We start from the raw sequence: 13,933 nt of genomic DNA, 5'->3' as shown, positions 1-13,933 counted from the left end.
ACGGGGCGGTTCCCGCACGGGAGCCGCCCCGTTCCGGCACCCCGCACGACAGCGGCGCCGGGCGCGATGCCGATGGCTACGCGCAGGTGAACGCGGCCCCGGCCCAGTCCGCGTGGTCCCCGCTCTTGGCGCCGTTGGTGTCCGTCACCTTCAGCTCCACATGGCGTGCCCCGCGCACGTCGACGTCCACCGGGACGGTCGGCGAGGCACCCGTCAGCTTCGGTGAGGACCACAGCACCTCGCCGTCGGCCTCGACCGAGAAGGCCACCTCCCCGTAGCCGTTGATCTCGTCGTCGATGCCCACGTCGGCGGTGAACTTCGAGCAGCGCCCGCCCGGGTAGAGCTCGATGCCCGAGTCGGCGTGCGTGCCGATCCCCTTCTCGTACGTCTTGCCCGCGAGGGTCAGCGTGTGCCCGTCGCCGGCGCCCGACTCGCCGTTGCTGCGGTCGCGTTCGGCGGGGCCGTAGCCGTTGGTGGATTTCAGCCACACCATGTCGCTCGCCCAGGTGTCCTTGCCGGGCGCCTCGGGCATCACGCCGAGCGCGAACCGCTGGACGGCGGTGCGGTCCTGGCCCGCCGAGCGGTGCCGGACGCGCGCCGTCAGCGGTTGTTCGCCCGGCTTCGCGTCCTTGGCCGGGGTGAGGCCCACCTCGAAGCGGCGCGTGGTGCCCGCCGGGACGCGGTCCGCCCGCGCGGCGATGACGGTCCACCCCTCGGGTGCGTCGAGGGTGACGTCGACGCCGGTGGCGTCTTTCGTGCCGGCCGTGACGTCGACGGCGACCTTGCCGGGGGTGCCAGCGCCCAGTTCCTGGCCGGCGGGGACGCGCACGGTGGCGGGCGCTCCGGGCACGGCGCCGCCGACGGCGCTCGTGTCGTCCAGGGTCAGCTCGAAGGCGCGGTCGGTGCGCCGGGACGGCGTCTTGACCCGCACCACACCGCCCCGGTCGTCCCGGTCGTAGAACCAGCCGTGCCCGGCCTTCTCGTACGCCTCCTTCGACGCGAGGCGCGGCAGGGCGCGGCCGTCCAGCCCGACGCGGCTCGGCGCGTCACCGGTGTGCAGCGTGAACGCGTAGGGCCGGGTGGCCTGTTTCCCGGCGAAGTGCCCCTCGCTCGCGCCGATCCGTACGCGCACGTCCCCCGGGCCGGAGCGCGGGGCCCGCACCTCCGCGCGCTGGGCGGCGTACTCCCCGGCGCGGTGGCGCCGGGTCACGCCGTCGTCCTCGTACAGCTCGAAGGAGGACTCGCCCTGCGGGTAGATGTCCCAGGCGAGCGGCGAGCGCGCCGTGCGGTCCGCGTAGGAGCGGATGCCGCCGGGCCACATGGGTACGCTCGCACCGCCCCTGACGAACAGCGGCAGGGTGTCCAGGGGCGCGCTGTAGCCGTCGACGGTGGTGGGGCCCCGGTAGGTGCGTCCGCTCCAGTAGTCGGTCCAGGTGCCCTTGGGCAGGTAGATGCCGTCGCGCGTGGTGGTGTCCTTGTACACGGGGGCGACGAGGAAGTCCTCGCCGGTCAGGAACTCGTACTTGGCGGCGTCGGTCGCCGCCCTCGGGTCGCCCGGGTACTCCAGGGCCAGCGGCCGCACGGCGCCCACACCGGTCCGGGTCGCCTCGTGGGCGTACGAGTACAGGTAGGGCAGCAGCGACTCGTGCAGCTTCAGGTACCTGCGGTTGATGGAGGTGTACGGCTCCCCGTACCGGAAGGGCTGCTTGTCGCTGGCGGCCCAGCCGTCCATCGTCATGGTGACGGGCAGGAACATCTTCCACTGGAGGTCGCGTACGTACGTCTTGGGGCTGCCGCCGAAGATGCCGTCGACGTCACCGGTGGTGTACGCGAGGCCGGACATGGTGGACCCGGCGTACGTCGGGATCTGCCAGCGGATGTACTCCCAGCTGCCGCTCTGGTCGCCGGACCACTGCACGCCGCAGCGCTGGGCGCCGGACCAGCTCTCGGGGGCCCAGGTGAAGCCGCGGGCGTCGCTGTTGTCCTCGATGCCCTTGTGGGCGTCCTTGCAGCCGTCGAGGGCCTTCTTGTAGCCGTCGCCGACCCAGGCGACGTCCAGCTTGGCGACGCGCTGGCCGGCCTTGACCTGCTCGGCGATCTTGTCGAGGCCGTCCTCGGTCCACAGGCCCATCTTCGTCTTGCGCTCGGCGAGGCCCTTGGAGGTCTCGGGAAGGTTCTCGTAACCGCAGCCGTAGCCGTCGTTGACGAGCATCCAGCCGTTCGGCATGTCGTGCTCGACGTAGCCGTCGGCGACCTCGAGGGCGTCCAGGGTGTGGCGCTCGCCGCGGTTGGCGTTGTGCAGGTAGCAGTCGGCGTCGCCGATCTCCAGGCCGTAGACGGGCGGCAGGAAGGGCTTGCCGGTGAGCCCGGTGTACTGCCCGATGACGTCCTTGGCCGCGTCGCTCCCCTTCCCCGCGAAGTAATAGGCGTCGAAGCGGTGTTCCTCCGCGGTGGCGGTCACGGGCTCGGCGAAGTCGTACGTGTTCGGGGCGTAGGTGTTCCGGAAGACGCCGTACCCCGCCGACGAGAGGTAGAAGGGCACGGAGTTGGGGTGCCCGCCGTCGTCCCAGTCGTAGTCGACGCCGACCTCGACCTTCTTGCCGCGGTGCGAGGTGTTGCCGCGGCCGTTCTGCATCCCGGCGCCGTAGAACTGCTCGTCGGCGCCGCGCGCGAGGCTCTGCGTGGTGGTGTCCTTCGTCCAGGTCAGGCCCTTGGACTCGGACCACAGGCGGGTGCCGTCGGCGCGGTACAGGGCGAAGCGCAGCGGCGACTTGTAGGCGCGCAGCGTCACCTGGGAGGTGCTCAGCTCGTAGCGGTCGCCCGTCTCCCGCCACGTGGTGCGCGGCGCCTTCCCCTGGGGCAGGACGATGTCCTTGCCGGTGGGGTCGGTGAACCGTCCGTCGGGGGCGAGTTCGAGCCGGAACGTGCGCGGCGAGACGAAGGTGACGCGGGCCTCGGCATCGCCCGCCCGCAGGCGGTAGACGCCACCGGCGTGGTCGAAGCCGGTGACGTCCCCGACGGTGGTGGCGGGATCCTCGGCGGCCCGCGCCGGTACGCCGCCGCCGGGCACCGCGAACGCGGCGAGGAGGCCCAGCAGGGCGGTGGCGACCGCCGCTTTGAAGCGCGTGGGAGATCTCATGCCGGAGGTCTAGCGCGCCACCCCCCGCCAGGGCCATGGACTTAGCCACCCCACTCCTGGACTTCCGCCCCGCCCCCTCCCCCAAGAACCCACGCTTTCAGGCCGACGCCGCGAAAATGCCTCGCCCGCCCGGGGGGACTCCAAGCCCGCCCGGGGGGGGGATTTCAAGCCGGTCCGGGGACTTCCAAGCCCGCCCGGGGACTTCCGAGCCGGCCGGGGGGGATTTCCAGCCCGCCCAGGGACTTCCAAACCCGCCCGGAGACTTCCGAGCCCGTCCGGGGACTTCCCGCCCGGGGACTTCCAAGCCCACCCGGGGGGATTTCCAAGCCCGCCCCGGGGGACTCCAAGCCCGTCCGGGGACTTTCAAGCCCGCCGGGGGACACTTTCAAGCCCGTCCGGCGATTGAGGACGAGCCCGAAGGGCGACCGACCGAGCTGAAGCAAGACCTACAAGGCCACGCCAAGCAACGCGTCGACGGCCCGCGACACAACCCCCGGCGCCCCCTCGTCCGTACCGCCCTCGGCGCCCTGCCGCGCGGCCCAGCGGTCGACGGCGGCCAGCGCGGCCGGCGCGTCGAGGTCATCGGCGAGAGCCTCCCGCATCTCCTCGACGACCGTCTCGGCGGGCGGCCCGTCAGGACGGGACACGGCGGCGCGCCAGCGGCCGAGCCGCTCGACGGCCTCCGTCAGGACGGAGTCGGTCCACTCCCAGTCCGCGCGGTAGTGGTGCGCGAGCAGGGCGAGGCGGATCGCCGCGGGGTCGACGCCGTCGCGCCGCAGCTTGGAGACGAAGACGAGGTTGCCCTTGGACTTGGACATCTTCGCGCCGTCCAGGGCGACCATCCCGGCGTGGACGTAGGCCTTGGCGAAGGGGTACTCGCCGGTCAGCGCCTGGGCGTGCGAGGCGCCCATCTCGTGGTGCGGGAAGGCGAGGTCGGAGCCGCCGCCCTGCACGTCGAAGCCCATGCCCAGGTGGTCCAGGGCGATGGCCACGCACTCGATGTGCCAGCCGGGCCGCCCCCGCCCGAGGGACGCGCCGTCCCAGCTCGGCTCGCCCTCGCGGGCCGCCATCCACAGCATCGGGTCGAGGGGGTTCTTCTTGCCGGGGCGCTCCGGGTCGCCGCCGCGCTCGGCGGAGAGCAGCTTCATGGCGGCCGCGTCCAGCCCGGACACCTCCCCGAAGTGGGGGTCGGACTCGACGGAGAAGTAGGTGTCGCCCTCCAGTTCATAGGCGGCGCCCATGTCCCGCAGGCGTTCGACGAGCGGCACGATGCCGGGTATCGCCTCGACGGCCCCGATGTAGTGCCGCGGCGGCAGGAGCCGCAGCGCGGTCATGTCCTCGCGGAACAGGGCGGTCTCGCCCTCGGCGAGAGCGACCCAGTCCTTGCCGTCACGGGTGGCGCGTTCCAGCAGCGGGTCGTCCACGTCGGTCACGTTCTGGACGTAGTGAACCTGCCGCTTGGTGTCGAGCCACACGCGCTGTACGAGGTCGAACGCGTTGTAGGTCGCCGCGTGACCCATGTGGGTCGCGTCGTACGGGGTGATGCCGCAGACGTAGATACGGGCGACGGGACCGGGGTCGAGGGTGACGAGCTCACCGGTCGCGGTGTCGTGGATCCGGAGGTCGCGGCCCTTGCCAGGAAGGGCGGGGACCTCAGAAGCGGGCCAGGCATGCATGACCTGAGCCTAACCGGACGGGGCGTCCGCATACGAGTGGGGATCATCGAATGCCGGCCGAAGAGGCCCTCTTGCGGTCCGCCCGAAGATGTGCGGGGCCCGTCCGCGGCGGCCTACGGCCCTACACCGGCGGCCAGGGAATCGCCGGCCACTCCCCCGACGGCGCCGGATGCAGCCCGGACTCCAGCAGGGACCGCACCCGCTCGCGCACCGCCTCGACCTCGACCTTCGTGAGGAGCGCGGCGAGCCGTTCGGCGAGGGCCCCGCCGTCCGCGAGCGCCTCCCGCAGGCCCCGCAGGACCTCGACGGCCTCCTCGGTCAGCGGCTCCCCCGCCCACCCCCACAGCAGCGTCCGCAGCCGGTCCTCGGCGTTGAAGGTGACGCCGTGGTCGATGCCGTAGAGGCGTCCGCCTGCGGCCAGCAGATGGCCGCCCTTGCGGTCGCCGTTGTTGATCACCGCGTCGAGCACCGCGAGCCGCCGCAGCCGGTCGTCGTCCGCGTGCACGAGCAGCGCGGTGCGCTCCTCGTCGACCTGGGCGCGTCCGACCGCCTTCCAGCCGTCCCCGGGCTCGTCGCCGTCGACCAGGGCCAGGAGCGCCTCGTCCCCGGAGGCGTCGATCCACAGCTGGCACATGCCCTCGCCGTACGGGCCGTCCCGCAGGACGGTCGGCGGCACGAGGTCCCAGCCCGTGGCCCGTGACACCTCGTAGGCGGCGACCTCGCGCTGCGCGAGCGTGCCGTCGGGGAAGTCCCACAGCGGCTGCTCCCCGGCGACGGGCTTGTAGACGCAGGCGGCCTCCTCGCCCTCGTACGCGACCGTGCAGTAGAGCACCGCGTTCGAGGCCTCGCGGATCTGCCCGCGCACAGTGAGCTGCCCGTGCGTGAGGAGGGTGCGGGGGTCGGTGGTCACGCTCCCCGCCGGTATCCGTTCTGACGCGGGCATACGTGTCCTTCCGGGTCGAGCGGGAGGCTGCACAGCGGGCACGGCGGGCGACCCGCGTTCACGACGTCGAGGGCCCGCTTGGCGAAGGCGCGGGCCTGGGCGCCGGTGAGCCGCACGCGCAGCATCGGCGGGCCGTTCTCCTCGTCCTGAAGGAGCCTTTCCTCGGCCTCGGCGAGGTCGTCCTCGGAGTCGGCGTCCAGCTCGACGAGCGCCTGCGCCTCGACGATCATCCGCTCCTCCTCGCCGTCCCAGGCGAGGGCCATCGTGCCGACGCGGAACTCCTCCTCCACCGGGGAGTCGAGCGGCGCGCTGTCGGTGACCTCGGCGGGCGCGACGGCCGGCACGGCGGCGCTGCCCCCGCTGCGGCGCACGACCTCGTCGAGGAGTTCCTCCATGCGTTCGGCGAGCGCGGCGACCTGGGTCTTCTCCAGGGCGACGCTGGTCACCCGGACGCCGGCCGAGGCCTGGAGGAAGAACGTGCGCCGTCCGGGCAGCCCGACCGTTCCCGCGACGAAACGCTCCGGGGGGTCGTAGAGGAACACCTGACGGGACACGTCCTGTCTCCATTGGATCGACTGCAAAGGGGCTGCTTCAACTGGTGGGGCCTGCTTCAGCCCGCTTCACCCTACTGCGCGCGACGATCACGGTGCGCCCGCACCGCCCCCGACCGCCGCCTGGTCGCCCGGCGGTTCCTCCCGGGGGACGAGCGAGGCGAAGTCGCCGGTGTCCCCCAGGCGTACGAGGAAGGGGCGCAGCCGGGTGTAGCGGATGACGGTGACGGAGCAGGGCTCCACGGAGATGCGCTGGAACAGGTCGAGGTGGAGCCCGAGGGCCTCCGCGACGAGCGACTTGATGATGTCCCCGTGCGAGCACATCAGGTATACGGCGTCCTCGCCGTGTTCGCGCTCCACGCGCGCGTTCCACTCGCGCACCGCCTCGGCGGCCCGCGTCTGCATGGCCCGCATGGACTCCCCGCCGGGGAACCGGGCGGCCGAGGGGTGCTGCTGGACGACCTCCATCAGCGGCTCGTCGGCCAGCTCGGCGAGCTTGCGGCCCGACCAGTCCCCGTAGTCGCACTCCCCGATGCGGTCCTCGCTGTGCGCCTGGAGGCCGGGGCGGGCGGCGAGCAACGGCGCGAGGGTCTCCCGGCAGCGCTGCAAGGGGCTCGTGACGACCTCGGCGAGGGGGACGTCGGCCAGCCGGGCGGGCAGCGCGGCGGCCTGTGCGGCACCGCGCTCGTCGAGGGCCACGCCGGGCGTCCACCCGGCGAGCAGACCCGCTGTGTTGGCGGTGGAGCGTCCGTGCCGGACAAGGATCAGCGTGGGCATACGGTCCACCCTAAGCGCCCGGGGAGTGATACCTGCGGGGTGGCTGGGAACACTGCGGAGTGTGATTGTCGACTGTGCCATTTATCGAGAGGGTCGTCGCAGTGAGGGCCCGCATGACTTCTCCGACGCCTTGGACGAGGCGCGGACCATCGACGAGGCCTTCGTCTGGATCGGCCTGCACGAACCGACGGAGGCGGAGTTCGACAAGGTCAGCGAGGAGTTCGGGCTGCATCCGCTGGCCGTGGAGGATGCCCTCAAGGCCCATCAGCGGCCCAAGCTGGAGGTGTACGACGACTCGCTGTTCATGGTCCTCAAGCCGGTCGTGTACGAGCCGAACACCGACACCGTCTCCTCCGGCGAGGTCATGATCTTCGTGGGCGACTCGTTCGTGGTGACCGTCCGCCACGGCGAGGGCGCCCCGCTCGGCACCGTGCGTGACCGCCTGGAGGCCGACCCCGACGTCCTCAAGCACGGGCCGACGTCCGTCCTGTACTCGATCGCGGACGCCTCGGTGGACCACTACCTGGAGGTCGCCGACGAGTTGCAGGAGGACCTGGAGGGCCTGGAGACGGAGGTCTTCTCGCCGGACGGCGGCGGCTCGCGCCACACCGCGTCGCGGATCTACAACTTCAAGCGGCAGATCCTCGAGTTCCGCCGGGCCACCAACCCCTTGTCCCTGCCCTTGGCGCGGCTCTCCGGAGCGGGCCCCTTCGGGCCGCCGGTGCCCTTCGTGGACGAGACGGCGCGGCCCTTCTTCCGGGACGTCAACGACCATCTGACGCGCGTCAACGAATCGGTGGAGGGCCTGGACCGGCTGGTGTCGGACATCCTGTCCGCGCATCTGGCGCAGATGAGCGTCCGGCAGAACGACGACATGCGCAAGATCTCGGCCTGGGCCGCCATGGCGGCGGTCCCGACGATGATCGCCGGGGTCTACGGCATGAACTTCGACCACATGCCGGAGTTGCACTGGGAGTGGACCTATCCGGCCGTGATCGTGGTGATGGCCGTCATGGAAGTGGTCCTGTACCGCATGTTCAAGCGGCGGGGCTGGCTGTAGGCGGCCGCGCGCCCGGGTGCCCGCGAGAGGCCTACGCGAACTCGGGCGCGGGAGCGGACCCGCCCAGGGCGTCGCGCCGCTCGGGCAGCCGCAGGGACACCATCCGCCGCCAGCCGCCGAGCCGCTCGAACGCGTATACGGCGTGGATGCCCGCGGCGAGCACCTTCCGCTTCGTGGGAGGCCAGCGCAGGATGCGCCCCATGTGGTCCATCACGGCGAGGCTCACGTCGCGGTAGACCCGGATCTCGGTGTGGGCGCACTCGCGCAGGGTGCGCTGAATGGCGTGGCCGTGGCCGGCGGAGGCGAGACGCAGCAGCTCCTCATGGCAGTACGCCAGATGGTTGTCCTCGTCGTTCGAGATCATCCGGACGGCGCGGCCGATGTCCGGGTGGTCGGCGAAGTACTTCAGGAGCAGCCGCATCTGCTCGGAGGCGCGCTGTTCGGTGACCCTGCTGTGCGCGAGGTAGGTCAGGACGTCCTGGACGGTCAGCGGCTCGTCGCCCTTGAGCTTGTCGTGCGCGAGGCCGATGCCGTGCTTCTCCAGCAGCATCGTGTAGTCGGTCTCGTGCGGGACCTCGACCGGCGTCAGACCGCGCTTCTTCAGCAGCGCGCCGAAGATCCTGCCGTGCTTGTCCTCGTCCGCCCCGTGCCGGGTGATCTTGGGGGCGAGCGCGCGCTCGCTCGCCGGTACCAGGGCGGCGATGCGGCCGTTCTCCCAGCCGCCCTGGGCCTCGCCGCTGGCGGCGATGGAGCAGAACAGCCGGAACGACTCGTCGTTGTCGAGGATCTCCTCGAAGACACCCTTGGCCGAAAGCATCGCTGGCACCTCCATGCGCCTGTCCGCGGACCGCCGCTGTCCGCGAACCTCCGCAGAGACCCACTCAAGTGCGAGGTTCACCCCCGGGCAACAGGGGCGCGGACCGACTGCGCCGAACGGGCGACGGCAAGGGCTGCCCCGAGGCCGTAACCCACCGGCTCTCGCGGCGTTGTTCCCCGTGACGGCCGTGGCGGGGAAGACCCCCCGAGCCCCCACCACGGCCGCGGAAATCCTCCCCGGCGCCGCGGAAACCCTCCCGGCCCCGCGGAAAGCCTCCCCGGCCCGCGGAAATCCTCCTCGGCGGTTACGCCAGGCCGGCGCGCTCCAGCGCCTCCGTGCCGGTCCGCAGCGCGGCGATCCGGTCCTCCAGCGTGAAGCCCGCGGGCGACAGCGTGAGCGTGGTGACCCCGGCCGCCGCGTACGCCTGCATCCGGTCGGCGATCCGCTCCACGGAGCCGAGCAGCGTCGTCGAGTCGATCAGCTGCCGCGGAATGGCGGCGGCCGCGCCCTCCTTGTCGCCGGCCAGGTACTTGTCCTGGATCTCGGCGGCCTCCTTCTCGTATCCCATGCGCCGCGCGAGCTGGTTGTAGAAGTTCTGCTTGCGGCTTCCCATCCCGCCGACGTACAGCGCGGTGTAGGGCCGGAACATGTCCGCGAGCGTGTCGACCTGGTCGTCCCCGCCGACCGCGATCGGCAGCGTCGGGACGACGTCGAAGCCGTCCATGGTCCGGCCGGCCTTCTCACGCCCGGCCCGCAGGTGCCGCAGGGCGGTCTCCTCCAGGTGCTCGGCGGCCGGGAAGATCAGCAGGGCGCCGTCGGCGATCTCGCCGGTCTGCTCCAGGTTCTTCGGGCCGATCGCGGCGATGTACAGCGGGATGTGCTCGCGCGGCGGGTGGACGGTCAGCTTGATGGGCTTGCCGGGGCCGCCGGGCAGCGGCAGCGTCCAGTGCGCGCCCTCGTAGGAGAGCCGCTCACGGGTCATGGCCTTGCGGACGATCTCGACGTACTCGCGGGTGCGGGCCAGCGGCTTGTCGAACTTCACGCCGTACCAGCCCTCGGAGACCTGCGGGCCGGAGACGCCGAGGCCCAGCCGGAAGCGGCCGCCGGAGAGCGAGTCGAGGGTCGCGGCCGTCATCGCGGTCGTCGCGGGCTGCCGCGCCGGGATCTGGAAGATCGCGGACCCGATGTCGATGCGTTCGGTCTGCGCGGCCACCCAGGAGAGCACCGTCGCGGCATCCGAGCCGTAGGCCTCGGCGGCCCAGCAGACCGCGTAGCCGAGCCGGTCGGCCTCCTTGGCGACCTCGAGATTGTCCGCGTCCATCCCGGCGCCCCAGTAGCCGAGGTTGATACCGAGCTGCATGGCCGATCCCCTTACCGCTGTACTCATGAGTAACGTCCCTGTGCCGGGACTGTAGCGTGCGAGCACCTGATCCGTCAGGGGCCCGTGGGGGCGCCGGGCACCTCCCGGGTGACCCGGTTCTCCCCAGTCGCCGGTTTGTCCACAGGCTCGCCCGCCGCCCGGGCGCGGCCAGTAATCTCAGCGCCCATGGAGCAGAGGCATCTCGGCCGGACCGGCCTGCGTGTGTCCCGTATCGGGCTCGGCACCCTCACCTGGGGCCACACCGGGGAGAGCGACGCCGCCGACCTGTTGAAGGCGTTCTGGGAGGCGGGCGGCTCCCTCGTCGACACCGCCGATGTGTACGGCGACGGGGAGTCGGAGTATCTGCTCGGGCGCCTGATCGAGCGGCTCGTGCCCCGGCGCGACCTCGTCATCGCCACCAAGGCGGGCAGCGTGCCCGACCCCGAGCGGCGCTTCGACGGCTCACGCGGCCATCTGCTCTCCGCGCTCGACGCCTCCCTCGCCCGCCTCGGCACGGACTACGTGGACCTGTGGCAGGTGCACGCGTTCGACCCGGCGACGCCCCTGGACGAGACCCTGCAGGCCCTCGACATCGCGGTCAGCAGCGGCCGGGCCCGCTATGCGGGGGTGTCCAACTTCTGCGGCTGGCAGCTCGCCAAGGCGGCGACCTGGCAGCTGGCCATGCCGGGCTCGCGCACCCGCATCGCCAGTACGCAGATGGAGTACTCCCTGCTGCAGCGCGGCGTGGAGCGCGAGGTGCTGCCCGCCGCCATCGACCTGGGGGTGGGCCTGCTGCCCTCGTCACCGCTCGGCCGGGGCGTGCTCACCGGGAAGTACCGCCACGCCACCCCGGCCGACTCGCGCGGCGGCTCCGACCACATGGCGCCGTTCGTCGCGCCCTACCTGGACGACGCGGCGGGCCACATCGTGGAGGCCCTCGCGACGGCCGCCGACGGGCTCGCGGCGACGCCCCTCCAGGTCGCCCTGGCCTGGGTGCGGGACCGCCCCGGCGTGACCGCGCCGATCGTCGGCGCGCGCAACGCGCAGCAGCTCACGGCCGCGTTGTCAGTGGAGACCCTTAGTCTTCCTGACGAGATCTGCCGGGCGCTCGACGACGTGTCGGCGCCGGTGCACCGCTATCCCGATCACGACTGGAGCACGCTGTGAGTACGGAACCCGCCGCCGCGGAGGAGCCCGGGACCGAGGCCGCGCCCGAGGCCGAGCGGGACTCCGGGGCCGAGCCCCAGGACGACACCACGTCACCGGCTCCCGAGGCCGCCGATGCCACCGCTGACGGCACGCCCGAAGGGGCCGCGGAGGACGCCGCCGACGGTACGGCCGAGGGCGCCCAGGTGTCCGAGACCGAGGCGGAGATCGCCGCGCAGCGGGAGTTGCGGGAGCGCATCGAGCAGCGCAAGGCCGCCAAGGAAGGGCCGATCCAGGCCGGCACCAAGCTGAGCGGGACGGCCGCCGACCTGCTGGCCGCCGTACGCGCCGTGGAGAGCGGCGAGAAGCCCCTCGCCGGCGCCTTCCGGGAGCCGGAGCCCGCCCGGCGCAGGCCCGCGCCCGCCCCCGCGCAGGAACCCGTGCGCCCCCGGCAGCCGGCCGCGGCACCCGCCGAGGAGATGGTCGCCGCGGTCGGCGCCGTGCTCGCCGAAGGAGGGGCCCCCGCCGCCCTCGCCGCGCCCACGGCCGCCGCTCTCGGCGAGGGAGCCGCTGAGCGACTGCGCTCGGACCCCTGGCAGCTGCTGCGGGTGACGGGGGTGCGGCCCGAGCAGGCCGACGGGTTCGCCAGGGCGCTGCTGGGCCCCGAGTGCGGGCCCGACGACGAGCGCAGGGGCCGTGCGATCACCGGCTGGCTCCTGGAGCAGGCCGCCGTCGCGGGGCACACGGCGCTGGACGTCCCGGCGCTGACCGCAGCGCTCGGGCAGCGGGCCGTGCCGGACCCGGACGCCGCGCTGCAGAGCGCCCTGGCCGAGGGGGACGCCCTGGTCTTCCAGGACGCCCTCGAAGGGGCCGAGGTGCCGGTCCAGCGCTCGGACGACGAGAGCGCGCGGGACGGGGAGGAGGGCACGGACGGCGAGCAGGAGTGCCCGGTGCGCGTGCTGATCGGCCTGGAGCGGTACGCGATGGCGGAGGAGAGCCTCGCCGACGGACTCGCCCGGATCATCAACTCCCTGCCCAAGGAAGAGGGCCCGGGCCCCGGGGCGGCCGAGTGGGAGACCGCGGCGGGGCAGACGTCCGGCTCCACGGCCGAGCTGATCCGCGCCACCGCCGGGCACGGCCTCGTGCTGCACTCCGGCGGCGAGGCGGCGCGCGCGGAGCCCGCCGCGCTGGTGACGGCGGCCGCGGCGCTCGGCCTGCGGGTGTGCGCCGCCGCGCACAGCGTCGACGGACGGCGCCGCCTCGCGCGGGCGATCGGCGCCGACGAGACGGCCGTGACGGTGGCGGGCCTGCTCTCCGGAGCCGAGGGCCCGGGCCGGGACGCGGACGGCGCCCTCGCACTTGACCTGCTGGTCGTGCTGGACGCCCCGCAGTTGGACGTGGAGAGCGCGGCGATGCTCGTGGAGTCGCTGCCCGAGGGCGCCCGCCTGGTGCTGAGCGGCGACCCGGGCGTGCTGTGGTCGGCGGGCCCCGGGCGGGTCTTCGCGGACCTCGTGGCCGCGCGGTGCTGCCCGCAGATCGTCTCGCGCACCCCCGACCCCGGACCGCTCGGGGAGCTGACGTCGGGCATCGGCATCGGCGAGCTGAACCAGGTCGAGGCGCCGGGCAAGGAAGTCGTGCTCGTCCCGGTGCGCGACGCCGCCGAGGCGATCCACCGCACGGTGCAGCTGGTCGCGGACTCGGTGCCGAGGGCGATCGGCGTGCCGGCCGAGCAGACGCAGGTCATCACGCCCGGGCACGGCGGCGCGGCCGGCACCCGCGCGCTCAACGCCGCGCTGAAGGAGCGGCTGAACCCCGGCCCCGGCCGCTTCGGCGGCTTCGACCCCGGCGACCGCGTCGCCCACGCGCCGGCGGCGGGCCGCACGACGCTCGGCCGGGTGGTGCGGGCCGACGCGGAGGGGCTGCACCTGGAGTGTGACGGCGCCCCCGTCGTCGTACCCAAGGAGCGGGTGGACAAGGAGCTGCGGCACGGCTGGGCGCTCACCGCGCACCAGGCGGCGGGCCTGCGCTGGCCGGCGGTGGTCGTGGTGCTCCCGGGTGACGCGGGGCAGTCGCTGACCCGCCCGTGGGTCTACACGGCGTTCAGCCGGGGCGAGCGGCACCTGTCGGTCGTCCAGGGCGTCGAGCAGGAGCTGCCCCGGGCGGTGGCGGAGCGCCTCTGGAAGGACCGCACGACCCGCCTGCGGACACTGCTGCGCCCCCAGGTCCCGACGTCGGCCTCCTGAGACCCGTCATCCGCCCCGCCCACGACCTCGCCGGGGGCCCGCCTCGTGCGGACGGCCGTGGGTATCCCGCTCGTACGGCTGCGGCCGTGGTCCCGGCTGCGGGTGGCCGTCGCCGCCCTGCCCGGTGAGTCGGTGGCCGCGGCCGCGGCCGTCGCAGGCTTTGCCGACCAGGTCATCTGGCCCGCACGGCACGGGCCCTCCTCGGCCGTGCGCCCGCCTCC

The 13,933-nt window shown here is 73.2% G+C and carries 10 protein-coding genes; 3 read left to right on the top strand and 7 right to left on the bottom strand.

Annotation, left to right across the window (positions count from 1 at the left end; all coding sequences use genetic code 11):
* Nucleotides 1-76: 76 nt before the first annotated feature.
* From ACZ516_RS24775 to ACZ516_RS24755, 5 genes are all read right to left on the bottom strand, one after another.
* Nucleotides 77-3,139, bottom strand: a complete 3,063-nt coding sequence (locus tag ACZ516_RS24775) for an NPCBM/NEW2 domain-containing protein (protein WP_469011694.1) — start codon at nucleotides 3,137-3,139, stop codon at nucleotides 77-79.
* Between the two features lie 446 nt (nucleotides 3,140-3,585).
* A complete protein-coding gene (mshC, locus tag ACZ516_RS24770) occupies nucleotides 3,586-4,815 on the bottom strand; it encodes a cysteine--1-D-myo-inosityl 2-amino-2-deoxy-alpha-D-glucopyranoside ligase (protein WP_358578947.1) in 1,230 nt (409 codons plus the stop codon).
* A 121-nt stretch (nucleotides 4,816-4,936) separates the two neighbouring features.
* A complete protein-coding gene (locus tag ACZ516_RS24765) occupies nucleotides 4,937-5,758 on the bottom strand; it encodes an SCO1664 family protein (RefSeq protein WP_358697498.1) in 822 nt (273 codons plus the stop codon).
* On the bottom strand, nucleotides 5,722-6,312 hold the full coding sequence (locus ACZ516_RS24760) for a DUF3090 domain-containing protein (RefSeq protein ID WP_358578942.1): 591 nt from the start codon (nucleotides 6,310-6,312) through the stop codon (nucleotides 5,722-5,724). Before ACZ516_RS24760 ends, ACZ516_RS24765 begins: the two co-directional genes overlap by 37 nt.
* Nucleotides 6,313-6,399: 87 nt before the next feature.
* Nucleotides 6,400-7,086 carry a histidine phosphatase family protein gene (locus tag ACZ516_RS24755; protein ID WP_358578939.1) on the bottom strand — a complete coding sequence of 229 codons (687 nt, stop codon included), beginning with the start codon at nucleotides 7,084-7,086 and terminating at the stop codon, nucleotides 6,400-6,402.
* A gap of 61 nt (nucleotides 7,087-7,147) precedes the next feature.
* On the opposite strand from ACZ516_RS24755, the gene corA reads away from it, so the two are divergent.
* Nucleotides 7,148-8,146: a magnesium/cobalt transporter CorA gene (corA, locus tag ACZ516_RS24750; RefSeq protein ID WP_358697500.1), complete on the top strand. Its 999-nt coding sequence runs from the start codon at nucleotides 7,148-7,150 to the stop codon at nucleotides 8,144-8,146.
* A 31-nt stretch (nucleotides 8,147-8,177) separates the two neighbouring features.
* Here the strand turns inward: corA and ACZ516_RS24745 are convergent, their stop codons facing one another.
* Both ACZ516_RS24745 and ACZ516_RS24740 read right to left on the bottom strand, forming a co-directional pair.
* Entirely contained in the window at nucleotides 8,178-8,963 is a 786-nt protein-coding gene (locus tag ACZ516_RS24745; protein WP_469011693.1) for a ferritin-like domain-containing protein, read from the bottom strand.
* A gap of 304 nt (nucleotides 8,964-9,267) precedes the next feature.
* Nucleotides 9,268-10,323 (bottom strand): LLM class F420-dependent oxidoreductase, encoded by a 1,056-nt coding sequence (locus ACZ516_RS24740; protein ID WP_361078972.1) that lies wholly within the window; start codon nucleotides 10,321-10,323, stop codon nucleotides 9,268-9,270.
* Between the two features lie 186 nt (nucleotides 10,324-10,509).
* On the opposite strand from ACZ516_RS24740, the gene ACZ516_RS24735 reads away from it, so the two are divergent.
* Together ACZ516_RS24735 and ACZ516_RS24730 are read left to right on the top strand one after the other, a co-directional pair.
* The gene (locus tag ACZ516_RS24735) at nucleotides 10,510-11,490 is read left to right on the top strand and encodes an aldo/keto reductase (protein WP_358578927.1); all 981 of its coding nucleotides are present in this window, start codon (nucleotides 10,510-10,512) and stop codon (nucleotides 11,488-11,490) included.
* A complete protein-coding gene (locus ACZ516_RS24730; protein WP_469011692.1) occupies nucleotides 11,487-13,712 on the top strand; it encodes a helix-hairpin-helix domain-containing protein in 2,226 nt (741 codons plus the stop codon). The genes ACZ516_RS24735 and ACZ516_RS24730 overlap by 4 nt, the downstream gene beginning before the upstream one ends.
* Nucleotides 13,713-13,933 lie beyond the last annotated feature (221 nt).

Source organism: Streptomyces sp. NPDC034037, from assembly GCF_055575715.1.
Note: the sequence above shows the minus strand (reverse complement) of the source record. Positions and strands in the feature narration are given on the sequence as shown.